This is a genomic window from Streptomyces sp. TLI_171, assembly GCF_003610255.1.
Lineage (GTDB): Bacteria > Actinomycetota > Actinomycetes > Streptomycetales > Streptomycetaceae > Kitasatospora.
This window is the reverse complement of record NZ_RAPS01000001.1, coordinates 7,806,124-7,828,464: the sequence shown is the minus strand read 5'-3', so window position 1 is coordinate 7,828,464 and position 22,341 is coordinate 7,806,124. Positions and strand designations below refer to the sequence as shown.

The following is a 22,341-nucleotide window of genomic DNA, read 5'->3' as shown; positions in this document are numbered from 1 at the left end:
CCACCGAGCAGTCGCCAGCGGCTCGACGTCTGAACTACAGGTGAACGGTGCTCGGATCGCCGTTGGCGTGGAGGTGATGTGCAGTCATGGGCGGCTTCGTGCAGACCAGTTGTCAGATGATCATGTTTGAGGCATAGTCCTGGCCCATTGCGGAGCCCCATTTCGTCATGACCGCGACGATCCTCCGCTCTCCAAGGAGAACATGTGTTCACGCTCAAGCGCATCGTGGTGACGGCCGCGGCCACGGTGGCGATGACGGTCGGAATCGCCAACACGGCGTCCGCGTTCGAGATCAACGACTACGCGTCGTCCGACGACACCTGCGGCGTGACCGGCTGGTCCAACTACGGAGACACCTTCCGCTTCATGGACCTGTGCAAGGACGGCCGCGGCGTCCGCCTGGAATACACCACCCCCACCATGGGCCTGGCCAGCACCAGCGACGGCAAGCACTACCACGACTACACCGGCGGCTACACCGGCTACACCTACACCGGCGCCTTCGACCGGGACTTCGCGGAGGGCGCCTGCTTCTTCTTCCGCACGGGCCTGGAGGACAACGGCAGCTACATCTCCGGCACCTACGGATCGTGGCAGCTCGCCTGCGCCTGATCAGGCCCGACGCTGCGGGGGACCTTCACGGGTGGTCCCCCGCAGCACCCCGCGCCGCGGCCGGTCCAGGGCCCCGGTCTGCGACTTCCCGTCCACACACCACCGGGCCCGTTCAGGCGGCGGTCGAACGACGACGCACCCAGGACCGCGACTCCTCCCGGCCAGACGGGCAGGGCGCTGCCGCGGCGCATACTGGGTGGATGAACGTGGGGGCGGGGGCAGGCGGGCGGCAGTGGGGTCGCGGGGTGCTCCGGGAGGTGTTGCGGCGTACGGCGGAGGGCCTCGGGATTGTCCTGCCCGAGCCGGACAGTGCGCCTCCGTCCGCCGCGAGGTACGTCGACGAGCGGCTCGGGCGGCGGGTGACGGTGTATCCGCCCCGCGAGGAGATGACGGGCTCGCGGCCGTGGGCGGTGTATCCGCGCGGTGGGCAGTGCGGGGACCTCTGGGTGCGCCTGGAGAGCCACGGCGTGATCGTGGCCGGTGGGTGGAGCGCGGAGCCGACCGAAGCGGTCAGGGCAGCGGTGGCGTGGATGAGCGGTGCGGGGCTGAGGGAGACCAGAGCCCAGGCCCCGTGCATCGAGTTCCGCCCGTGGGCCTTGGTGCACGAGCAAGAGCCCCTGGGCGCGGTCGAGTTGGCGTGGCACGTCAAGCTCGACCGCTACCACACGTCGGACTGGGGCCGGTTCCCGCGCACGAACGCGCTCTTGGTGGCGGCGTACGCCCAACCGGCGCTGCGCAGGCTGACGCCGATCACCAGCCACTTCAATGTCTGGTTCTCCACCAGAATCGAGCCCTCCGAGAAGAAGCAGGTCGGGTTCGGCCTCTGGGAGGGGCAGGTCGGGTACGGCCTGTTCCCGCACGACGAGCGCCAGTACGGGGTGCGGCGCCGAGACGGGGAGTTGGTCGCACGCACCGGGACGCCGGAGGAAGCCGTCGCCCTCGTAGTCGCCGCCCTCCCCGGTCGGCCGTAGCACGCGCGATCGGGCGCCCGCCGCGATTCCGTGGACGATCACCATGTGCCGCGCGGCAGAGCGAGGTGGCGCGGTCCGGGCCCGGCGGTGAATGCCGTTCGGCGATCAGCCACCGGGTTCAGTCGACGGTCGGCCAGTCCCAGCCGAGCTGGATGAACATGCCGAGACGGTCGCTGACGGCGCGGATCTCGGCAATGCGGCCGGCTCGGACGGTGAAGATCCAGATCTGCTCGACGTCGCAGCGGCGGTTGGTCGGCTCGGGCATCCGGACGTGGTGACCCGTGTGCACACCGGCCACCCGCAGCCGGGCAACGACCTCGTCACCCTCGGCGACGAGCTGCTCGATGTGGAAGCCGTCGCCCGTGGCCCCGGTGCTGAAGGCGGCCAGTTGGAGGCGGAAACCCTCGATGGCTGCGCCGGGGGCGTCTTCCTCCCCAAAGATGATCTTGTTGTGGTCGATGACGGTCGGGGAGAGCAATTGCACCCAGCCCTCGCCGGAGCGGTCGTTGAGCGCGGTGACGAAGTCGCGGATGACCTGCTTGTTGGTGGCGGTCGACATCGTGACACCCCTTGCGGCAACTGATTTCTTACGTCGTAAGTTTGCGATGGTGAGTATTCTCTTATGTTGTAAGAAAATCAAGGCCGTGCGGCGGCGGAGGAGCAGAGATGGCGGAGCGTCAGGCGGCCCGGCGCGGGCGGGGCGAGCGGGTCGGGCTGAGCAGGCAGCAGGTGCTCGATGCGGCGCTCGGCCTGGTCGACCGGGACGGACTCAAGGCTCTGACGATGCGTTCGCTCGGCCAGGAGCTGGGCGTGGAGGCGATGACCCTCTACCACTACGTGCCCAACAAGGACGCCTTGCTGGACGGCCTGGTGGAGCAGGTGTTCACGGCTGCCACCCCCGCCATGGACGCCTCCGCCGACTGGCGCACGGCCCTGCACGCGTACGCCGCCGCCCTGCGCGAGGGTCTGCTGCGGCACCCGGCCGTGCTACCGATCGCCACCTCCCGACCCGCCGTCACCCCTGCGACCCTCGACGACCTCGAGGCACTCCTGCGCCTGCTCACAGCTGGGGGCTTTCCGCTCGGTAGCGCCTTGCATGCGCTCAACTCCCTCTCGGTGTTCGTGATCGGCCACGCGACGGCGGAGGCCCGGATCGCGGTCGAAGCCGGAGAAGCCGGTGGCGTCGACTGGTTGGCCGCGCTCGGGGCGGAGCGGTACCCGCTGCTGGTCCGCGCCGCGACCGACGGGATCGGCACGGACGACGCCGAGCGGTTCGCCTTCGCGCTCGATGCCCTGCTGCTCGGCTTCTCCGCGCTGCGCTCGGGTTGAGTCCGAGCCGCCGCCACCGGATCCCCGCCCAGGCCGTTCGAAAGGGACCGCGGGTCGGAAGCAGCTGGCAGCCGATCTGTCGATTCGTTCCTCCTTCCCGCTTCCCGCCGCACGCGAGCGCGGGCGAGGGTGAGCGCGGCGTGGGGGCCCTGCCCGGCGAAGTGCGCGGCGGTGCACACCCCGGTGGGGCGTGCACCAGGCGCCGCTGACGGAAGCCGCCTGGAGTCTGCCGGCGTCAACGACGGTGCTCCGGCCAGCCACGGGATGCGGCGAAACTCGCGGCGAACCGACCGCGGCCACCGGCTGCGCCGGCCGGTCCGGCGACGCCGGCCTGCCGCTGATCGGTCGTCAGCCGCGACGCGCGCCGGCCCGGCCGTCTCTCCGACGTTCGGGGCCGCCTCGTCGAACGCCGCGTGGGTGTTCGCGGCGGCCGGAGCTGTCGGTGGCGCGGGCGGGGAGGAGGGCCCAGACGGTCTTGCCGGTGGGGGTCGGCCGGTGTCCCCAGGCGAGGGCGAGCCTGTCGACGATGACGAGGCCGTGCCCGTGGGGGGTGTCGGGCCGGAGCGCGCCGGGACGCGGAATGTCCGTGGAGGGGTCGGTGACCGCGAGGGTGAGCCCGGCGGGGCCGAGGTCGATGTCCAGGCGCTCGGGGCCGGGGGTGTGCTGGGCCGCGTTGGCGAGGAGTTCGGCCGCGACCAGTAGTGCGTCGGTGCAGGCGGCCGGGTCGGTCAGGTGCCAGTCGGCCAGGGTGCGGCGGGTGAACGCGATGCCTGCGGCGGTCCGGTCGCCGGGAAACATGTTCAGGTGGCGGTGTCGTCGGTCGGCCGGTGCCATGGCGGATCCCGGGCCCTCCGTGGTCGGCGGGTGCGTCACCGCGCGTGTGCCCCGGCCGACCTGCCACTACACACCCCCGGGCCGCCGCCGCGCAGGCCCAGAGCGTTCAGTGCGTGCTGTCGCACCCCGCCGCTCGGTGCGAGCAGCACCAGCGGGATCCCGACCGCGGCGGACCTGCCGCGGGTGACGCGTCCTGCGACAAGGCGTGGCTCTCCGACGGCGATGCTCCTCTCCCCCGCCGCCCCGGTCCGACTCCAACGCAGCACGGCCTTGGGCCGGTCGGTCGATGCGGGAATGCGGGGCGAGGCAGGCCGTGAGTTCCTGGGGCGGGGGGCACATGTTCCCGAACGCATTGGAGAAGCAAGTCATGGGACTCAGCGATCAGTTCAAGGACCAGGCCAAGGACCTCGCCGACCAGGCCAAGGAGGCACTGGGCAACCGCAACCCCAAGCGCGAGGACCTGGACCAGAAGGCCCGGGACGATGCGGAGCGCGAGATGGCGCAGGGTCACGACACGACCGAGACGAACCTCGACGACGAGCAGAACTGACGCAGCGTCGCATCCCGGCTCCTGGCGGTCCCCGGACCGCCAGGAGCCTTGTCGCGTGACCTCCCTACGCCCTGCTCCACCAGGCTCGCCTGCACCGTCCGGACGGCTGAGTCACCTCCGACGCCGCCTTCCGCCAGGCGCGGCCGTGACATGGAGCAGGGTGGGACGGCTGCCACCGTCCGACCGGTCCAGCACCGCCGCGGCGGCCACGGCCTCGGATCCGTCCCGTGAGCAGCTGTCCGGGGTCGCGGTCGGGCCCGGTCGCGATGCAGATGCCGGTCATCGGGCCGTGCCGGGCCGTGAGGAGGCTGAGGTCGTCGGCGTGCGACCCGCGCGACGCTGCCAGCCACCACCAACTCCCCGACCGCGTCGGCGCGGTCTTCACCGGCCGTGCGCCGTACGCCGTACGCCGTACGACGAGCGCCGATTGCGATGGAGTACACGTCGAGGCTGTGGTGCCGACCGCGCCGAGCGGCGTCATGCATCACATGACCCGAAGTGTTGTCATCGAATGGATGACGTGTTACAACGGATTCAGGTGAAGCGCACTGGCACTCAGGATCCGTTGGAGGTGTTTCGCGATGCTGCTGCGCACTGACCCGTTCCGCGAGCTTGACCGGCTGACCCAGCAGTTCCTGGGGGCGAACGGCACCTGGTCGCACCCTGCCCCGATGCCGCTGGACGCCTACCGCGTCGGTGACGAATACGTGGTCTGCTTCGACCTGCCGGGCGTCGACCCGGACGCGATCGACATCGACGTCGAGCGGAACATGCTGACCGTCAAGGCGGAACGCCGCCCGAGCCGGCAGGGCGACGAGGTGCAGTGGGAGCTGTCCGAGCGACCGCTCGGCGTGTTCTCAAGGCAGGTCATGCTCTCCGACATCCTCGAACCTGACGGAATCAGCGCCCACTACGAGGCCGGCGTGCTGACGCTGACCATTCCGGTCGCCGCGAAGGCCAGGCCCCGCAAGATCGAGATCGACCACGGAGCCGAACGCAAGCAGATCCGGGCCTGACGAACCGCCACCCCACACCGGCCGCCCCGTGGCGCCCCGCCCCGGGTCACTGGGGGGCGGCCCGCTCCCGTCCACCGTTCGGTACACCGAGCATCGCGACCGAGTCGACACCGGGAACGCCATGCACGACCAGAAGCGGGCAGTCGCCGTCGTACGACCGCACGGCGACCTCGACCTCGACACCGCACCCGACCTCCAGCGGGAACTGGCCGCTGCGCTCGGCACGCACCGCGAGGTCGTCGTCGACCTGTCCGCGGTGGACTTCATGGACTGCGCCGGCCTGCGCCCGCTGGCACGCGCCGGGAAAGAAGCCGAGCGAGAGGGAGCATGCCTGGTCCTGCGCGGTGCCGGTCCCCGCGTCCTGCGGCTGCTCCGGCTCACCGGCACCGACCGGTACCTGACCCTCGAACCCTGACCCGACGACCGTTGACGCCGGGCCGTTCCGAAGGGAGAACCGCGGTGACCCTGCGATGGGAGGCGTTCCGCGCCACGGTGCGCGAACGCGGCGAATACGACACACCCGAGGAAGCGGATCGGGCGGCGCGCGTCGTCCTTGCACTCCTCGGCGCCCATCTCGTCGGCGACGTCCGCGCCCGGCTCGCCGCCCGACTGCCCGAGACGCTCGCCCTGATCCTGCTCAACCCGCTGCAGGCCGCCGAACCTCTCACACCCGAAAGGTTCGTCCGCGCCACCGCCGCCTGGATCGAGGGGGCCACCGAAGCCACCGCCCTGTGGGACATCGGCGCCGTCCTCAGCACCGTCGCCGACGCCGCCGGTCACGACCTCATGGAACGCGTCCTGTTCCAACTGCCGCCCGGCTACGACGCCCTCTTCGGCCGCGCCACCGTCGGTTCCGCCGCCCTGGACGCGACGCCCACCTATTCCCCGACCTCGGCGGACCGGAACTGACGCACGCGGGCGGCCCGCGCTCGATCGGCACGCCGGTGGCGCGCCATGCCGGGCCCGCGAGGAGCCGAGCTCGTGCGCGGCGGCGCCGACCAGCGCGGCCGCGTCCCGGGCCCGGGGGACGATGGCGCGGGACCGCTCGGCCGATGCCTGCGTCGCGGGACCCGCGAGGCGGGGCGGGGGTCAGCGGGACTCGGGGCCGAAGAGGCGGAGCGGGACGGAGTCGGCGAGGGCCTGGTAGCCGGTGGGGTTGAAGTGCAGGTGGTCGCCGACGTCCAGGTCGGGATGGAGCTGGCGGGGGGCCTGCGGGTCGCGGGCGGCGCGGTCGAAGTCCAGCACGGCGTCGAACTGCCCGCTGGTGCGGATCCAGGCGTTGACCGCCTGGCGTGACGCCTCGCGCAGCCCTGCGGCGTCGTCGTACTGGTTGCCGCCGAAGGGGGTGAGGGTGGCGCCGTAGACGCGGAGGCCCTGCTCGTGGGCGCGCAGCACGATCTGCTGGTACGCGTTGATCAGGTCCGCGGCGACGGCCTGCTGGGCGGCGGGGGTGGCGTCGGCGGTGCCGATGTCGTTGACGCCCTCGGAGACGATGAGCGAGGTGGCGCCGGGCTGCGCGAACACGTCGCGGTCCAGGCGGGACAGGGCGTTGGGGCCCAGACCGTCGTTGAGGACGCGGTTGCCGCCCGCGGCCTGGTTGAGCACCGCGGTGCCCGCGGTGTCGGCACGCTCGGCCAGTCGTGCCCGCAGCCGGTCGGGCCAGCGGTTGTTGCCGTTGTCGGTGGAGCCCCGGCCGTCCGCGAGGGAGTCGCCCAGGACGACGGTCGCCCGGTCGGTGGGCGGCGCCTGCACCTCGACGGCGCTGAGGAAGTACCAGTGGTTGACCGAGGCCGCACCGTCCAGGTCGGCGTCGTCGAGGTGGTCGCCGCGCAGCATGTACGAGGTGGTGCGCGAACCCGGGTGCGACGTGATGTTCGTCGACTGCTGGCCGGTGGCCAGGTACATCGTGACGGTGAGGGTCTCGCCCGCGGCGAAGGGGAAGTCCAGCGGGTCGGCGACCATCTGCGCGCCGACCGGCACGGTGACCCCGGGCCGCCCACCGAACGTCACCGGCCGCGAGCTCCCGGGCACGATCGCCCGCGCGCCGGACCGACCGCCGGCCGGGCGGGCCACGGACACGGCCGTCACCGGCAGAACGGCGCCGCCGAACGCGTTGGACACGTGCAGCCGCAGGCAGCGGCCGCCGAGCGTGACGTGCACGGTCTGCCGCAGCGTGGTGTCGGTGAGCACCGCGCCGTCCTGCGTGTACGGGGCCGGCGGCATGTTGCCCGGCTCGGTCAGCTGGGGCATCGAGGTCCAGGTGTTCACCCAGTGCTCGTGCCCCGGTTCCGCCGCGCCCGCCGGGTTCGCCGCGGCGGCCTGTTGTGCGGAGGCCTGCGACCCGGTTCGCGCCCGGTCGGCCAGGGACCCGCCGAACGCGGCGGCCGTCACGGTGAGGGTCACGGTGGCGGCCACGGCGGCGGTGGTCGTCGTCCATCGGCGCAGTGCGGTTGTTTTCACGTACGGCCCTCTCCCCATGCTGCCCAGTACGGTCACGGCGCCCTCGCACGGCCGGGCGACGCGCCCTCCCGCGAGGTCTTTCCGAAATGTTTCGAAGCCCACAGGCAGTCTCTGTCTGGTCGGACTGCGGTAGCGTAACCGAGTTGAAGCAGATCGGACCCTGAGCGTTCCGAGAAAATGTCGAATGTTTCGGCCGGCAGAGCGCACTACGGTGTCCACGGCGGCACCGGACAGCGCCTGGGCGTCTCCGCCCGCACCCTCAGTCGCCGCATGGCCTCCATCGTGGAACGCCTGGGCGCTGCCAGCCGGTTCGAAGCCGGCATCAGAGCCACCCAGCAGGGCTGGCTATGACAACGCTCGGAGGCATGCCCGCCCGAACCCACCCCTGCAGGCGCGGCACGTGGCGGCGCGGACCCGCTGGACCTGGACGCTCCGCTGCGCCGCTCTCCCCCGTCGAGGTTCCGACCGACGTCGCTTCGGTCGTCCCGGACCACCTCCGCCCCCGTACAGGTCGAAGGCCACGGGGTAGGTACGGTGCGGGTCAGTTCCAGAGCTCGGGTCTGAGAATGAGGGACGTGTCGGCGCCCAGGAGTTGGCCGGCGCTCCGCGGGAGACGGAGGGACGCGGCGCCGTGGTCGGGGTCGGGGTCGAGCGGGTCGTCGCAGATCGGGTCCTGGGTGGCGATCGCGGTCGGGAGGTCGGAGTTCCAGGCGGCCCACAGCCGCAGTTCGCCTGTCGGGTCGTCGTCCTCGTGGCCGACGTCGACGATCAGCGTGTCCTCCCAGTCGGCGGTCTGGGCCAGCCTGTCGCGCCAGAACAGCAGTCCGTGTTTCTCGGTCAGCAGGGACACCCGCAGGCGCAGGCCGTAGCGGGCGCGGGGCGAGGCCGGGGTGTTGGTGCTGCCGTCCGCGAAGGTCACCGGGTCGAGCAGGAAGGCGGTGGTGAGCGGAATCGGGTTGCCGGCCGGATCGGGCTCCAGGTCGATCGGGCAGCGGTGCGGCGCCGACTGCTGGTGCATGACGACGGGCAGCCCGCGGATGGCGAGCTGGAGTTCGGCCTGCCAGAAGGACGGGTTGCCGTCGCGGTCGGGTGGCGCCGCCTCCAGACCGGCCAGCTCGATGCTCACCCGCTTGCGGCCGAACAGGAATCGGCGCAGGTTCTGGTAGCCCTCCTCCGAGTTGACCAGGCCGTACCGGCCGCTGTGCGAACGGTGGACGTACGCGCGGTGCGCCCCTTCGACCCAGGCGTTGCGGATGGCCACGAGACCGTCGCTCTGCGGGCCGACCACCTTCTGGGACAGCCCGTAGTCGCCGGCGTCGGTGCCGACCATGCAGAAGATCCGGTCGGTGTCGAAGGCACTCTCCGGGATCTCGTTCGCGACCCAGCCGTCCGGTGCCTCGGTGCCGTAGGTGACGCCGGGAACCAGGTAGCCGTACATCTTCTCCGGGGAGAAGACGTCGGAGCCGGCCGGACCGAGATCCTCCATGAACTCGTCGAGCAGTCCGCTGCCGACGGCGAAGGTGATCCCGCCGTGCGGGGTGCCGTAGGTGAAGAGCTTGTCGACCAGGTCCTTGCCCGGGGCGGACGGCCGGAAGTCCCCGGAGCTCTCGTACGACCACTTCTGGAGCATGCTGCGGCAGACCAGGCCGCCCATGGAGTGGGCGATCAGGTTGACCTTGTCGGCTCCGGTCTTCTCCCGGACCAGTTGGACGAGCTCGTACAGGTCCCGTGCCGCCTGCTCGAGGTCGAAGTCGACGGCCTGCTTGCCGAAGCTGTCCGCGGCGCCGTCGTAGAACCGGTGGATCCAGACCGTCGCCCGGGGCACCGTGTTGGCTCCGCAGGACTCCAGATAGGTCTTCGGGTCGCCGGACACCAGGGGCCGGTACCCGTCGACCGCGAACAGCCGCACCAGCGGGCCCTCGAACTGGTAGTACTGCGGATTGCCGTCACCGCCGACCCGGATGTGGGTCGAACCGTCGTTGAACCCGTAGAACGGATCGTCGACCTGCTTGTCGATGCCGCTGGTGCCGCCGGCGAAGCCGCGCACGTAGATCAGCGGCAACCGGGCGTCCGCCTCGGACGGCGGCGGGGGGCCAACTGCCCTCGGGGCAGGAGGCGCAGGCATGGGTGCTTGGGCGGATTCATCGTCGTTGCGGCGATGGAAGACGGACGCCATGACGTGATCCTCGGTCCTGGCCCGGGCCGAACCCCGGCCGCCTGAACGGACATCGGCTTCTTCAGCGTCGCCTCACCACCGGGGCACGGCAACCCCCGACGACCTGCGCCGGCCCGACCTCCAGGGCCCGGGCAGCATCCGTTACCCGGCGAACCGGTCCGTCGGGTGCTCAGACCGTGTCCTATGTGGGAGGTGGCTTCGGGGTATGGGGCGGGGTACGTGGAGTTGAACCGTCCCCGACGGGTCGTGGGAGTTGGCGAGGCCGCTGAGCCCGTCGGACCGGGTGCAGGAGGCGGTCCTGCAGAAAAGGGGCGGACTCACGGGCCCGAGCCCCGTGGACCGGGGCAAGGCGGGCTCCAGGATGTACGTCGTGTCGGACGCGGGCGGACTACCCCTCGTCGTCGCCGTCACCGCCGGCAACACCCACGACAGCAAGGCCCTGAAGCCAGTCGCCGCGACATGCCTGATGCGACAGCACCCGTGGACCGACAGCTGCCGAGAGCCCGGGCACCTTCACACCGACAAAGCGCATGACGTACCCCACCTGGGTAAATGGCTGCGCGGCAAACGCATCAGCGTCCGCATCGCCCGCAAGGGCATCGACTTGTTCGAACGCCTCGGACGCCGCAGGCGGGCTACCGCCGACTCATCACCACATACGACACGGCCTTACGCCTCTGCGCGGTAGCGGCGGCGCGCCGGTCGTCCTGCTTCCGATCCTTGCCGCACCTGTCGCACGGTACTTCCCGTCCGCACGAATCCTGCCCTGCGGGGCAACGAAGTGGGCTGGTTGTTCGTGGGAGTCGGTGACAAGGAAGAGGTGAGGGGTGGACTGGCATGACGTCGTGGGTGAGCTCTTGCAGGTCAGGGGGTCGGCGCTGAAGAGGTACGGATATCTGTTGTGCGGGGACCGTACGGAGGCCGACGATCTGGTGCAGGACGCGTTGGTCAGGGTTTTCGGCCAGCCGCGGCGGAGTTGGGATGTCGCGTCCGCGGAGCCGTACGTGCGCCGCGTCATGTTGAACCGTTACCTCGACCAGCACCGTCGCCGGGCTCGCTGGACGAGTCTGCTCCCGCGTCTGGCGACCCTGCCGTCGACGGAGGACTTCGCTGCTGCCAGCGGCCGCCGGATGGACGTCGTCGGTGCGCTCGGAATGCTCTCCCCGCGGCAACGGGCCTGTGTGGTCCTGCGCTTCTACGAGGACCTGTCCGTGGCCGAGGTGGCCGACCGGCTGGGCTGCAGCGCGGGGACGGGCAAGCGTTATCTGAGTGAGGCCGTCGCAAGGCTCGGCAAGGTCCTGTTGGTCACAAGCCCGGATGGGGATGCGCATGGCGAATGAGACGGACGTGGTCAAACATCTGCTGCTCGACGCGGCGGATCAGGCCGGACCGCTCGAGGTGAGCCTGGAGCGGGTCACCGCGCGCGTCAGGGGACGCCGGCGCGTGCGCACCTGCGTCCTGGGCCTTGCGGCCACCTGCCTCGCGGCCGGCACGGTTGTCTCGGTCCACGTCATGGGGGGAACAGCGTCTGGTCCTACGGACAGCCCGGTGTCGACGAGCCCGGTCCCCGTCCCTTCACCCACGGCGTCGGCCTGCACTGCCACGACGCCACCGTCGATGCAGGTCCTGGGGGACATCCGGTCCTGCCAGTACATCGGGCTGACGCTCGAAACGGCCAGGCTGCAGGCGGCCGAGGAACACCGGGATCTGTGGATCGTCAGCGTGGACGGAGTGGGCTCCGAAACCACCTACGACTTCCGGATCTCCAGGGTGGGCGTCACGGTCGTCGACGGCCGCGTGGTGTCCGCCCACGTCGGCTGACGGCCGGTCCTGCACGGGGCCGGCGGGACCGCGCCCAGGACGCCGGCCGGCTCGACGGCCTCGGCCGGGCCGGCCTGAGGGAGCGTCAGCGGGTGGCGTTCGTCGCTGCTTCGAGCTTGCGGCAGATGAGTTCCGGGATGCGGACGGCGGTGCGGTACTCCTCCGGGGAGATGCCGGTCGTCGACAGCTCGCGGAACGCGTCCACGCGGACGGCGACCTCGGCCGGTCGGCGGCTGCCGTCAGCGGCGAGCGCGAGCCGGCCCGTGCGGGGCGGACGGCCCAGGTGTCGGCGAAACCGTGTCGATGGCGGCGGTCAGGGGTGTCGGCGTCGGCGGCCGGGCTGGAGAGGACGTCGGCGTCGGTGGCGTGGGGCGGGTCTGGCCGTCGTTGAGGACCTGCCCGGTGCGTCGGGTGAGGCGGGCCGCCACCACCATGCCGTCCATGTAGCGGGTGAGGGCCTTGTCGGTGGTCCTGAGCCAGTAGCCGATCGGTTTCACGGGAGTGCTCCTTGAGCCACCCCGGGACCTCCGCCCACATCCTCGACCCCGGCCAAGCCCTCACCCTTGACCGGATCCGCCCCGTACCTCGACCGCACCACCCTCGCGGGCGCCCGCCCTCGCCGGCGAAACCCGACCCGGTGTCCCTCGACCTCTCCCCGACCTCCTCGGTCCTCCGCTGCGTGTCGGGCCGCTCGGTGCCGACGGCCCTGCCGACGTTGCCGTCTGACGGCGGTTCCGAACTGGCCGCCGGTGCTCCCGGTCTTGCGACCCGCGCGCATGTCGGCCCTTCGCCGTTCGCTCGATGCCCATAACGAGCCGGGTACCCCGTGGCGGCGAAAAGATCCGCAGGCATGTCTTCGGCGTCGCGGGGCAGCAGGTGCTCCGACATCGAAACTCCGGGAGGTTGTCGTGGTTCCTCTTCTGCTGGTCCTGCTTCTCGCCCTGCTGCTGTTCGGCGCAGGCTTCGCGGTGAAGATCCTCTGGTGGGTCGCCGTCATCGTCCTGGTGGTCTGGCTGATCGGCTTCGTCGCCCGCGGCGCGCACCCCTCCGGCGGCCGCCACCGCTGGTACCGCTGGTAGGCGCCGTCCCCGTCGTCCTGTGGGCCTGCGGCCACCGCCGATGTGCGGCTTGGCCGCAGGCCCGCAGGACGATCGAGCGCAGTGGGGCGGCGGACGCCGTCCTCCGACGCCCGCTTTCGTGCGATCGAAGAACATTCCGCGGCGACGGCACGGGTCAGCGGCTCGGAGCGGCAGGTCCACTCCCCCGCGCCCCCGGCGGACTTGAGGCCCGCGACGACCACGTCATGGTCGTCGCGGGCCTCCGCCGTGGCCCAGGGGCCTCGCACGGGCGGACGGGATCTCCTTCGCCCCGGGCGACCTCGATCCGGCCGGTCACCTCGGCGGTGGAGTCCTCCGACGGCATCGCCGCCTCACTGCCCCGGCGGGCAACTCGGCCGCCACGTCCGGTGCGTGTCCGCGGCTCAGTGGTCGGCCGCTCCGCCGCGCACCACACAGGAGGCGCTGTTCTCCCAGCCCCACCCGTCGCCGTCCGGGTCCGACGACGCCGAGGCGCAGTACGGGTAGCCGTTCGGCGCGGTACCGGCGGTGGCGCCGCTGTCGGCCTTGCCGCCGCGGACGACGCACGAGGCGCTGTTCTCCCAGCCCCACCCGTCGCCGTCCGGGTCCGAGGAGGCCGAGGCGCAGTACGGGTAGCCGTTCGGCGCGGTGCCGGCCGACGGGGAGGGGGTCGGGGTCGGGGTCCCGCCGGTGTAGACGGTGGCGCGCTTGGCGGTGGCGGCAATGCCGTTGGCGCCGTTGAAGAAGCGGTTGCCCCAGGTGGTCAGCGAGTTCCTGTCGAAGTTGTTGACCAGGTCGAGGTATTCGACGCCGCCGCCGTTCCCGCTCCAGGACCAGCCGAGGTAGCCGATGCCGCGGGCCTGGGCGGTGGCCATGATGGCGTCCTCGTCCGGGTCGCCGTCGCTGTGCTGGGCGCCGAACTCGCCTACGACGATCGGCAGTTGGGCCGAGGTGTAGGAGTTGAGGTAGTCCTGGACCTTGGCGGCGGTATTGTAGACGCCGTACATGTGGATCGAGAAGATCGTGTTGCGGTCGGGGTCGGCGGCGAACACCGACGCCGCGTTGTCCCGCATGGTGCCGGACCAGTCCTGGCCCCAGTTCGGGCCGTCGACCATCAGCGCGTGGTGGATGCCGGCGTTCCGGAGCTTGGCGATCGCGTTCTTGGTGGCCGCCGTCCAGGCGGTGTAACCGCTGTTGCCCCAGGGCTCATTGGCGATGTTCACCACCGCGTACTTCTCCTGGCCGTCGAGCGCGCTCTTGTTGTCGACCCAGAACTGCGCGGCCCGGTCGAGCGTGGTGGCGGCGGCGTCCTCGCCGTACCCGGTGGTGTCGTGCACCTCCAGCACGCAGATCACCTTGGCCGTCTTGCACTGGCCGATCAGCGCGGAGACCTGGGCGGTGCTGGTGCGCGTCCAGCGGTCGCCGTTGCTGAGCACCACGCGGACGGTGTTGGCGCCCTTCGACGCGATGTCGGCGATCGCCGTGGTCTGGCTCGGGTACCAGGCGTACGCGTGGTTGACGCCGCGAATGACGAACTGACTTCCGTTCGCCTCGTAGATCCGGCCGTTGCTGACGTGGATGCCGGAGGTGGCGGCCTCGGCGCTGCCGGGGGCGACCCCGAAGACGGAGAACAGCAGGCCCAGGACGAGGGCGACTGCCGCGCCGACAGCCGTCAACGCTCTGGGACTCGGCGGCTTTTCCATGACTCTCCTCTGGGTGGGGGGGTGGGGAACACGGCCTGCCCGGCACCCGCCACGGGCCGCCGCGAGGGGGCGCGGCGGCCCGGGTGGCTGATGGAGGGAGCGCGGGCGGGCCGGGATCGACGGAGCCGCAACGGCCGACAACCACCGGCCCTGGCAACGTTGTCAGCGGGATACTGACACGCCGCCAACCCCCGGTCAACACCTTGCACTTAACCGATTAGGCCGACCCTCGGCGAGCGGTTGCCGCCAAGGATGAGCTGATCAGGAAGCAGACACCGGCGACATTGGCTGCTCGTCAGCTCCCTGGCCGCTCGTCGTGCAAAACCGGTTCGTCACGGCACAGAGCGGCCGGCCCGTGTCCGGCGGCGGACCGTACGGCGGCGTGGACCGCCCGGGCGAGTTGGACGCGCGAGTGCACGCCGAGCTTTCGGTAGACCCGGGTCAGGGTGGCCTCGACCGTCTTGACGCTGACGGTGAGGGCGGCGGCGATGTCGCGGTTGCTCGCCCCGTCGGCGGCGAGTTGGGCGCAGCGTTGTTCGGCGGAGGTGAGACGGATGCCGGGGCTGCCTTCTGCGGGGCTGTGTTCCAGGCGGTGCAGGGTGTGGGCTGCGGTGTCGGCCCAGGGGTCGGCTCGGTGGGTGGTGAACAGGTGGGCAGCGGCTTGGGCGGCGGAGCGGGCGGCCGCGCGGCGGCGGCCGCGTCGTTCGGTGTGGCTGAGGGCCAGCAGGGTCCGGGCGCGTTCGAGGGGCAGGTGGTGCAGGAGGCCGGCGGCTTCGGTGAGGCGCCGGGCGGCCGTGTCGTAGTCGCCCCGGGCGGCGTCCAGGAGTGCCCGGGCGCGTTCGAGTGCGGGCAGGACGGAGGTTCGGCCGAGTTCGATGGCGGTGCGGTGGGTGGCACTCAGCAGGTCCTCGGCCCGGTCGAGGTGGCCGAGGGCGATGAGGGCCTCGGCGAGGTCGGGGTGCCACCGCAGGACGGAGGGGTCGCGGACCTGCTGCTCGTCCTCCAGCGCGCGGACTTCCTCCAGGGCGTCCAGGGCTTCCTTGGGCCGGCCGGTGGCCAGGAGGAGGTGTCCGAGGGCGAAGAGGTTGCGGGAGAGGAAGACCTTGTTGTCCTCCTGACGGGCGGTGTCGGCGCCGCGGCGGGCGTGCGCGAGGGCGGTGTCGGTGCTCCTGGCGGTCCCCTCCACGAGGGCCGAGGTGTAGCAGGCCGGGGCGAGGGAGAGGGCGGTGCGGTCGGTCAGGGCCTGGGCGCGGCGGGCGTGGTCGAGGGCCCGGGTGCAGCGTCCGGCGCGGAGTTCGGTCTCGGCGAGGCTGCGCAGGATGTCCACGGTGGCTTCGGCGTCCGCTGCGCGTTCGGCTTCGACGAGCAGCGGAAGCAGTGCGCTGCGGGCCTGGTCGGGGCGGTCGTCGAAGAGGGCGTGCCGGGCGGAGAGGTGCTGGGGTGTGGCGTTGGCGGGGATGGTGTCGGCCCGTGGCAGGGACAGGGCGCGGGCGAGTGTGGTCTCCGTTTCGGGGTGGCCGAGGATGCGTTGGATACGGGCCTGCATGGTGAGGGCCATGGCGGCGGTGGCGGTGTCGTCGGCGGCCGCGGCAAGAGTGGCGGCCTGTTCGGCCAGCCGGCAGGCCCGGCGGGGATCGCCTTCGTTGACGTTGGCCCAGACGGACCGGCGGATGAGGATCTGCGCGGTCAGGTCGGGCCGTCCGCCTGTCGCCTGGAGGGCGTCGGCGAACAGGTGGTCCGCTTCGATCAGGTGCCGTCCGCTCGCGTCGATGACGGCGATGAGCGTGTCGACGCGTTGTGCGGGGCTGGTGTCCTGGCGCAGGACCAGGCGGGCGGCGGCCCGGCTGCGGTCGAGGTCGCCGTAGTGCGCGGCGTCGCGGGCGGCGGTCAGCGCCCGTTCGACGAGCAGGCCGGCGTCCGTGCGGGGCGTGAGTTCGGCGGCGCGGAGGGAGAGTTCGGCGGCGAGCGCGTGTTCGCCGCGCAGCCGGGCGCTCTCGGCGGCGCGGGCCGCGCTGCGTGCTGCGTGCGGGTCGTCGGGGTCGGACGCCAAGGCGGTGTGCCGGTCGCGGCGCAGGCTGTCGTGGCTGGCTTCGGCCAGTTGTGCGTGCCGGTGTCGGCGGTCGGCGTCCGGGAGTCGGGCTGTGAGTTCGGCGCCGATGGCGGTGGCGGTGAAGTGCACCGTCGCGTCGGGCCGGTCGGCGTCCACGAGTCCTGCGGCTTCGGCCTCGGCCAGGAGGCGCCCGGCGGCGGGGCCGGCGAGACGGGCCAGGAGTTCGCGGTCGGGGTGGTCGTCGAGCGCGGCGAAGGTCAGCAGCTCCTGGACGTCGCCGGACACGGTGCCCAGCCACTCGCGCACCAGCCGGCGGGCCGTCGGGGGCAGGGCCCGGTCGTCCTCGTCACCCCGGCCGGGCGGTGCGGCGGCGGCGCCGTCCGCGGCCAGGGCCAGGGCCAGGGCCGGGTTCCCGCCGCTGCGGCGGTGGATCCGGGTCACGTCACGGAGGGTGGGCCGGTAGGGCGAGAGCAGGGCGGCGATCTGAGGGCCGGTCAGCGCGGGGACGCGTACCGCCTGCGCGTCCTCGCCGCTCCAGTGGTCCTCTCCCCCGCGGCGCCAGGTGCGTTCGACCGCGATGACCGGCAGGTCCGGAGTCAGGCGCAGCGCCCAGCCGAGGACGGCCGCGCTGGCCCCGTCCAGCCAGTGGGCGTTGTCCACCAGGAGCGTCAGGGGCGGGGCGTCCCGCAGCGCGGCGGCGGTCAGCCGGCGCAGCCGCAGGGCGGGTCCCGTGCCGTCAGGGGGGCCGGCCGTGCCGGAGGCCTCGTCGATGGCCAGCGCGAGTTCCCGGGCGGCGGCCAGCGGTTGAAGGACCAGGGCGAGTTCGAGCAGCCCGGCGTACGGGACCGGGGCGTCGTGGGGCCCCGGAGCCAGCCGCAGCACGGGCAGGCCAAGGCGCTGCCCCAGGGCGCCGGCTGCGGTGGTCTTGCCGATCCCGGGCGGCCCGAACAGCACCACCCGGGGGGTGCGGGGCAGGTCGTCCGGGACCGTCGGCACCACAGGACCCACGGGTTCCCGGAACCCACCCAACTGCATTGCGGAGTCTGGCATCGGGCCATCGTGCGCCAACCGCGCCCTCTGCGCCAGGACAAGGGGTTGCCCTGATTTCGGCCGTCCCCCTCCTTCCCTAGCCTCATGGCCACAGCCGAGCCGACTGCTGCCGAACACCCCCACCCCCGTGTCGTCCTGCAGCTTTCCCCCAACCGGGCTCGGCGGAAGGATCGTCATGCCCCGCAAGAACGCCCTTGCCGCTGCCGTCGCGGCGGCCCTCGCCCTGGGCACCGTGACCGTGGTGGCCACCCAGTCCACCGCGGCCGCCGACAGCTCCGCCACCCGACCCGGCGCCGGGTTCCGGGCCATGAGCGCCGACGCCCGGGCCGAGGCGCTGCGCACCGCCGACGGGGAGGCCCCCACCGTCGCCAGGTCGCTGGGCTTCGGGCCCGACGAGCGGCTGACGGCCAAGGACGTGCTGGTCGACACCGACGGCGCCCGGCACGTGCGCTACGACCGCAGCTTCCGCGGACTGCCGGTCATCGGCGGCGACCTGGTCGTCCACTACGGCAGGGACGGCCGGGCCACCAGCTCCGACCAGGCCCACCCGGGCGCGATCAGGATGGCGAGCACCACGCCGAAGCTCAGCCCGGGCGACGCCTCGACCGCGGCCGTCAAGCACGCCAAGCACGTCAGGAACGCGAAGGCCGACACCGCGGGCGCCAGCACCCTGGTGGTGTACGCGGTCGGCAAGGTGCCGGTCCTCGCCTACCGCTCCACCGTCACCGGCGACGGTGACTCCGGACCGGCCTCGCGCGAGGCGGTGGTCGTGGACGCGTCCAGCGGCGCACCGCTGGACCAGTACGAGCTGCAGCAGGGCGTCACGGGCACCGGCAACGGCGTCACCGTCGGCCAGGTCTCCATCGAGACCACCCAGTCCGGCACCGGATACACCCTCACCGACGCGGCGCACGGCGGGACCATCGTCTACGACTCCTACAACAGCTCGCAGTCCAACCCGAAGCAGAACGCCCGGACCTTCAGCAAGTCCAGCAACTCCTGGGGCACCGGCACCACGTCGAGCCGGGAGAGCGCGGCGGTGGACGCCTCCTACGGCCTCGCCAAGACCTGGGACTACTACAAGGACTCGTTCAACCGATCCGGCATCCGCAACGACGGCAAGGGCGCCCCGGCGTACGTGCACGTCGATACGAGCCTGCTGAACGCCTTCTACGACGACTCCTGCTTCTGCATGGCCTTCGGCGACGGCTCCTCGCAGAACTCCAACACCCCGGTCACCGCGCTCGACGTGGCCGGCCACGAGATGAGCCACGGTGTCACCGCCGCCACCGCGAACCTCAACTACTCCGGCGAGTCCGGGGGCCTGAACGAGGCCACCTCCGACATCTTCGGCACCATGGTCGAGTTCTACGCCAACAACGCCGGCGATCCCGGCGACTACTACATCGGCGAGAAGCTCAACATGTCGGGCGGCTACATGCGCCGCATGGACAACCCCGCCGCCGACGGCAGCAGTCTGGGCTGCTGGAGCTCCAGCGCCGGATCGGTGGACGTCCACTACTCCTCCGGCATCGGCAACCACTTCTTCTACCTCGCCGCCGAGGGCACCGGGGCCAAGACCATCGGCGGACGCGCCCACAACGGGACCACCTGCAACAACGACACCTTCACCGGCATCGGCAAGGACAAGGCCGCCGCCGTCTGGTACCGCGCGTTGACCACCTACATGACCTCCACCACCACCTACTCCTCGGCCCGCACCGCCACCCTGCAGGCCGCCGCCGACCTGTACGGCGCCAACTCCCAGGAGCGGTACCTCGTCTCCAAGGCGTGGGCCGCCGTCAGCGTCGGCACCGCACTGCCCGACCCCGGCACCGCCAGCCCCACCCCGTCGCCCTCCACCTCCACGTCCACCAGCCCCTCCCCGTCGACGTCCGCCAGCCCTTCCCCCTCGTCGTCGTCGACCCCCACCGGCAACGCGCTGACCAACGGCACCTTCGAACAGGGCACCACCGGCTGGACCCAGAGCGACGACGACATCACCAACTCCACCCTCCAGCCCGCGCACGGCGGCTCCTGGTACGCCTGGATGATGGGCTACGGCGCCTCCGCCATCGAGTCCCTCTCGCAGTCGAACATCGCGGTGCCGTCCACCGGCAGCCCCAAGCTCACCTTCTGGCTGAAGGTCAGCACCCAGGAGTCCGGCGCCACCGCCTACGACACCCTCAAGGTCAACGTCAACGGCACTACCCTCGCCACCTACTCCAACGCCAACGCCGGCTCCGGATACGTCCAGAAGACCGTCGACCTGTCCGCCTACAAGGGCCGAGCGGTGACGCTGGAGTTCGCCGGCGCCGAGGACGCCTACCTGGCCACCGTCTTCCTCGTCGACGACGTCTCCGTCGGCTGACCCGGAACCTGCTCCGCCACCAGTGATTCCTGTCGCCGGGCCCGTCGTGGGACGGACCCGGCGACAGGAACTGCCGCATTCCCGCGGGGTACCAGGGGGCGGCGGACCTGCGGTCGGCCCACGTTGGGGCGTGGCCGACCGCAGGCAGGAGAAGCGTCGTCCGGCGTGCCGCGCACGGGCCCTTCCGGCTCGCCCCTGCGGCCGGGGCCCCGTCAGAAGACCGACAGACCGGTGAGGGTGGTGAAGCGGTCCAGCGCCCACACGCCGGCCACCGAGTTGCCGTGCCGGTCGAGGCCGGGGCTCCACACGCACAGCGTGCACACCCCGGGCACGACCGCGACGATTCCCCCGCCGACGCCGCTCTTGCCCGGAAGCCCCACCCGGTGGGCGAACTCCCCGGCCGCGTCGTAGGTGCCGCAGGTGAGCATGACGGCGTTGACCTGTTTGGTCTGACTGCGGGTCAGCAGCACCGAGCCGTTGGCACGGACGCCGCGCCGGGCCAGGAAGCCCGCGGCCAGCGCCAGGTCCGCGCAGGAGGCCGCGATCGAGCACTGGCTGAAGTAGGCCGCCAGCAGGTGCGGAACCGGATTGGTGATGTTGCCGTAGGAGGCCATGAAGTGGGCCAGGGCGGCGTTGCGGTCGCCGTGGGTGGCCTCGGAGGCGGCGACCTCCGGCACGAAGTCGACGTCCGAATTGCCGCTCTCCTCGCGCAGGAGGTCCCGCACCCGGCCGGCCGCGTGCCCGGTCAGCGTCTGCAGCCGGTCGGTGACCACCAGGGCGCCGGCGTTGATGAACGGGTTGCGCGGTACGCCGTTCTCGTACTCCAGCTGCACCAGGGAGTTGAAGGGATTGCCGGAGGGCTCGCGGCCCACGCGCCGCCAGATCTCCGCGCCCTCCAGCGCGAGCACCAGGGCCAGCGCGAAGACCTTGGTGATGGACTGCGTGGAGAAGGGCTCCCGCCAGTCGCCGACGCCGTATACCGTTCCGTCCGGTTCGGCGACGGCCATGCCGAACCGCCGGGGATCGGCCCCGGCCAGCAGCGGGATGTAGTCGGCGGGACGGCCCCGTTCGCCGAGCGCGGCAACCTCCGTGCCGATCCGGTCCAGTACGGCGCCGAAGCGCCCGGGTGCGGCCGCGGTCGCCAGGACCCTCCGGACGCGGTGAGGGCTGTCGGGCATGCGGTACGTCCTTCAGGAGGGTGCGGATGGTGCTGGACTTCCCTGCCCTCCGCTTCGGCGTTCGCGCCCCGGGGCGCTGGAACGCGCACTCGCCCCGGGCTGATCGTCACACCGCAATGGTCGCCACCTCGGGCCGGCGCAGGCATCCGGGAAACCCCTCGTCGTTGCCCGGTCCCGCGGATCACCCGGTCCCCGACGGCGAGTCGGCGCGTGGCAGGGCCCCTCCTTCCGGGCCGCGTTGCGGCGGGGCGCGGAAGGAGGGGCCGGTGGGCCTTCGGGATCAGGAGTTGAGGGTGTACGGGTCCCCGTAGACGCTCCAGGACAGCGGCGGGGTCAGGTCGAGGTTGCCCTCGTTGAGGAACTTCCGCTGCTCGGTGCTGACCCGGGTGGTGTCGCTGTGCGCCTCCTCCTTGCGCATCTCGGCCTCCCGCGCGTCGAGGAAGGCATTGAGGTACGTGGTCTCGTTGCCGCCCTGGGCCGGCGGCTTGGCCTTGGCGAGCGCCGCCTTGCGGATGGAGACGAGACCGTCCGGGCCGTGCATCACCGCGGCGTCGTAGTAGGCGAACTGGCCGAGGGCGCGCAGGCCGTCGGCCTTGCCCTGGGCGACGGCCGGGTCGAAGTAGACCCGGTCGCGCTCGGCCTCCTGGGTCTGGGTGAAGACCGGGTCGGTGGCGGCCTGCCGCCAGGCCGCGGGGAAGCCGGGATCCAGGCCCTGGTGGGAACTGGTGCCGTTGACGGAGCGGAGCGCGGGCAGGTACGGGGCGAGCACGTTGTTCGGGTTCTTCGCCGTGTACGCCTCGACCAGGTCGAGCATGTCGCCGGTGCCGGAGCAGAACCCGATGATGCCCGCGGTGTAGCCGCGGCCGTCGTTGATGTCCTCGATGTAGGAGAACTGGGCCCGCCAGTCGAGCGAGGAGTTCTCGGCGCTGGAGACCAGCTTCATCGCGATCTCCTTCTTCGCCGGGTCGTCGAGGTTGACGTGGGCGGTGGGAGACGAGCTCGGGCTGGGCGACGGCGACGGGCTGGTGGAGGAGCTGGGGCTGGGCGACGGGGTCGGGGTGGCGCCGCCGGACCCGTACGCCTCGACCTCCCAGAGCGAGTAGCCGTACGCGGTGCCGCGCTGCGTGCCGTAGACCCGCAGGTA

Annotated in this window: 20 protein-coding genes and 1 pseudogene; 12 read left to right on the top strand and 9 right to left on the bottom strand. The window is 71.9% G+C overall.

Annotated elements, in window-relative coordinates; all coding sequences use genetic code 11:
• Positions 1-204: 204 nt before the first annotated feature.
• Positions 205-612 carry a hypothetical protein gene (locus BX266_RS35000; protein WP_099906626.1) on the top strand — a complete coding sequence of 136 codons (408 nt, stop codon included), beginning with the start codon at positions 205-207 and terminating at the stop codon, positions 610-612.
• A 446-nt stretch (positions 613-1,058) separates the two neighbouring features.
• Positions 1,059-1,583, top strand: coding sequence for a DUF6193 family natural product biosynthesis protein (locus BX266_RS34995; protein WP_143687071.1), 525 nt, complete (start codon positions 1,059-1,061; stop codon positions 1,581-1,583).
• A 118-nt stretch (positions 1,584-1,701) separates the two neighbouring features.
• Here the strand turns inward: BX266_RS34995 and BX266_RS34990 are convergent, their stop codons facing one another.
• The gene (locus BX266_RS34990; RefSeq protein ID WP_099906622.1) at positions 1,702-2,142 is read right to left on the bottom strand and encodes an ester cyclase; all 441 of its coding nucleotides are present in this window, start codon (positions 2,140-2,142) and stop codon (positions 1,702-1,704) included.
• A gap of 107 nt (positions 2,143-2,249) precedes the next feature.
• Here BX266_RS34990 and BX266_RS34985 point away from each other — a divergent pair, with 107 nt between their 5' ends.
• Entirely contained in the window at positions 2,250-2,912 is a 663-nt protein-coding gene (locus tag BX266_RS34985; RefSeq protein WP_099906620.1) for a TetR/AcrR family transcriptional regulator C-terminal domain-containing protein, read from the top strand.
• Between the two features lie 348 nt (positions 2,913-3,260).
• Here BX266_RS34985 and BX266_RS34980 read toward each other — a convergent pair whose 3' ends face one another.
• Entirely contained in the window at positions 3,261-3,746 is a 486-nt protein-coding gene (locus BX266_RS34980; RefSeq protein WP_099906618.1) for an ATP-binding protein, read from the bottom strand.
• Between the two features lie 367 nt (positions 3,747-4,113).
• Between BX266_RS34980 and BX266_RS34975 the strand changes: the two genes are divergently transcribed.
• From BX266_RS34975 to BX266_RS34955, 4 genes are all read left to right on the top strand, one after another.
• The gene (locus BX266_RS34975) at positions 4,114-4,296 is read left to right on the top strand and encodes a hypothetical protein (RefSeq protein WP_099906616.1); all 183 of its coding nucleotides are present in this window, start codon (positions 4,114-4,116) and stop codon (positions 4,294-4,296) included.
• Positions 4,297-4,877: 581 nt separating this feature from the next.
• Complete coding sequence (locus tag BX266_RS34965; RefSeq protein WP_099906611.1) at positions 4,878-5,312, top strand: Hsp20/alpha crystallin family protein; 435 nt, start codon at positions 4,878-4,880, stop codon at positions 5,310-5,312.
• Positions 5,313-5,433: 121 nt separating this feature from the next.
• The gene (locus tag BX266_RS34960; RefSeq protein ID WP_099906609.1) at positions 5,434-5,727 is read left to right on the top strand and encodes an STAS domain-containing protein; all 294 of its coding nucleotides are present in this window, start codon (positions 5,434-5,436) and stop codon (positions 5,725-5,727) included.
• Between the two features lie 44 nt (positions 5,728-5,771).
• Positions 5,772-6,221: a DUF2267 domain-containing protein gene (locus tag BX266_RS34955; protein ID WP_099906607.1), complete on the top strand. Its 450-nt coding sequence runs from the start codon at positions 5,772-5,774 to the stop codon at positions 6,219-6,221.
• A 180-nt stretch (positions 6,222-6,401) separates the two neighbouring features.
• Here the strand turns inward: BX266_RS34955 and BX266_RS34950 are convergent, their stop codons facing one another.
• Positions 6,402-7,727 carry an SGNH/GDSL hydrolase family protein gene (locus tag BX266_RS34950; protein WP_399171322.1) on the bottom strand — a complete coding sequence of 442 codons (1,326 nt, stop codon included), beginning with the start codon at positions 7,725-7,727 and terminating at the stop codon, positions 6,402-6,404.
• 586 nt (positions 7,728-8,313) lie between these two features.
• Positions 8,314-9,834 carry an alpha/beta hydrolase gene (locus tag BX266_RS34945; RefSeq protein ID WP_310794827.1) on the bottom strand — a complete coding sequence of 507 codons (1,521 nt, stop codon included), beginning with the start codon at positions 9,832-9,834 and terminating at the stop codon, positions 8,314-8,316.
• 415 nt (positions 9,835-10,249) lie between these two features.
• Here BX266_RS34945 and BX266_RS34940 point away from each other — a divergent pair.
• The 3 genes and pseudogenes from BX266_RS34940 to BX266_RS34930 all read left to right on the top strand — a co-directional run.
• A pseudogene (locus BX266_RS34940) lies at positions 10,250-10,579 on the top strand (transposase); the annotation flags it as partial.
• Between the two features lie 196 nt (positions 10,580-10,775).
• Complete coding sequence (locus tag BX266_RS34935) at positions 10,776-11,288, top strand: RNA polymerase sigma factor (protein ID WP_099906603.1); 513 nt, start codon at positions 10,776-10,778, stop codon at positions 11,286-11,288.
• Positions 11,278-11,769 (top strand): hypothetical protein, encoded by a 492-nt coding sequence (locus BX266_RS34930; protein ID WP_143687069.1) that lies wholly within the window; start codon positions 11,278-11,280, stop codon positions 11,767-11,769. The genes BX266_RS34935 and BX266_RS34930 overlap by 11 nt, the downstream gene beginning before the upstream one ends.
• 239 nt (positions 11,770-12,008) lie before the next feature.
• Here the strand turns inward: BX266_RS34930 and BX266_RS38205 are convergent, their stop codons facing one another.
• Positions 12,009-12,266 (bottom strand): hypothetical protein, encoded by a 258-nt coding sequence (locus tag BX266_RS38205; protein WP_143687068.1) that lies wholly within the window; start codon positions 12,264-12,266, stop codon positions 12,009-12,011.
• Between the two features lie 411 nt (positions 12,267-12,677).
• On the opposite strand from BX266_RS38205, the gene BX266_RS34925 reads away from it, so the two are divergent.
• Entirely contained in the window at positions 12,678-12,848 is a 171-nt protein-coding gene (locus tag BX266_RS34925) for a hydrophobic protein (protein ID WP_099906599.1), read from the top strand.
• Positions 12,849-13,249: 401 nt separating this feature from the next.
• On the opposite strand, the gene BX266_RS34920 is transcribed toward BX266_RS34925, so the two are convergent.
• Together BX266_RS34920 and BX266_RS34915 are read right to left on the bottom strand one after the other, a co-directional pair.
• A complete protein-coding gene (locus tag BX266_RS34920) occupies positions 13,250-14,548 on the bottom strand; it encodes a cellulase family glycosylhydrolase (protein ID WP_099906597.1) in 1,299 nt (432 codons plus the stop codon).
• Positions 14,549-14,843: 295 nt separating this feature from the next.
• A complete protein-coding gene (locus tag BX266_RS34915) occupies positions 14,844-17,648 on the bottom strand; it encodes a LuxR family transcriptional regulator (RefSeq protein ID WP_099906595.1) in 2,805 nt (934 codons plus the stop codon).
• A 175-nt stretch (positions 17,649-17,823) separates the two neighbouring features.
• Between BX266_RS34915 and BX266_RS34910 the strand changes: the two genes are divergently transcribed.
• Positions 17,824-20,019 (top strand): M4 family metallopeptidase, encoded by a 2,196-nt coding sequence (locus BX266_RS34910; RefSeq protein ID WP_099906592.1) that lies wholly within the window; start codon positions 17,824-17,826, stop codon positions 20,017-20,019.
• A 212-nt stretch (positions 20,020-20,231) separates the two neighbouring features.
• On the opposite strand, the gene BX266_RS34905 is transcribed toward BX266_RS34910, so the two are convergent.
• On the bottom strand, positions 20,232-21,197 hold the full coding sequence (locus tag BX266_RS34905) for a glutaminase (RefSeq protein WP_099906591.1): 966 nt from the start codon (positions 21,195-21,197) through the stop codon (positions 20,232-20,234).
• Positions 21,198-21,477: 280 nt separating this feature from the next.
• A complete protein-coding gene (locus BX266_RS40455) occupies positions 21,478-22,338 on the bottom strand; it encodes a chitosanase (protein ID WP_399171321.1) in 861 nt (286 codons plus the stop codon).
• Between the last annotated feature and the right edge of the window lie 3 nt (positions 22,339-22,341).

Bases quoted from the DNA above. Each gene is read 5' to 3' on its own strand.
- BX266_RS34990 (WP_099906622.1), bottom strand. From the start codon at position 2,142: ATGTCGACCGCCACCAACAAGCAGGTCATCCGCGACTTCGTCACCGCG.
- BX266_RS34985 (WP_099906620.1), top strand. From the start codon at position 2,250: ATGGCGGAGCGTCAGGCGGCCCGGCGCGGGCGGGGCGAGCGGGTCGGG.
- BX266_RS34980 (WP_099906618.1), bottom strand. From the start codon at position 3,746: ATGGCACCGGCCGACCGACGACACCGCCACCTGAACATGTTTCCCGGC.
- BX266_RS34915 (WP_099906595.1), bottom strand. From the start codon at position 17,648: ATGCCAGACTCCGCAATGCAGTTGGGTGGGTTCCGGGAACCCGTGGGT.
- BX266_RS34965 (WP_099906611.1), top strand. From the start codon at position 4,878: ATGCTGCTGCGCACTGACCCGTTCCGCGAGCTTGACCGGCTGACCCAG.
- BX266_RS34920 (WP_099906597.1), bottom strand. From the start codon at position 14,548: ATGGAAAAGCCGCCGAGTCCCAGAGCGTTGACGGCTGTCGGCGCGGCA.
- BX266_RS34975 (WP_099906616.1), top strand. From the start codon at position 4,114: ATGGGACTCAGCGATCAGTTCAAGGACCAGGCCAAGGACCTCGCCGAC.
- BX266_RS34960 (WP_099906609.1), top strand. From the start codon at position 5,434: ATGCACGACCAGAAGCGGGCAGTCGCCGTCGTACGACCGCACGGCGAC.
- BX266_RS34905 (WP_099906591.1), bottom strand. From the start codon at position 21,197: ATGCCCGACAGCCCTCACCGCGTCCGGAGGGTCCTGGCGACCGCGGCC.
- BX266_RS34930 (WP_143687069.1), top strand. From the start codon at position 11,278: ATGGCGAATGAGACGGACGTGGTCAAACATCTGCTGCTCGACGCGGCG.
- BX266_RS34910 (WP_099906592.1), top strand. From the start codon at position 17,824: ATGCCCCGCAAGAACGCCCTTGCCGCTGCCGTCGCGGCGGCCCTCGCC.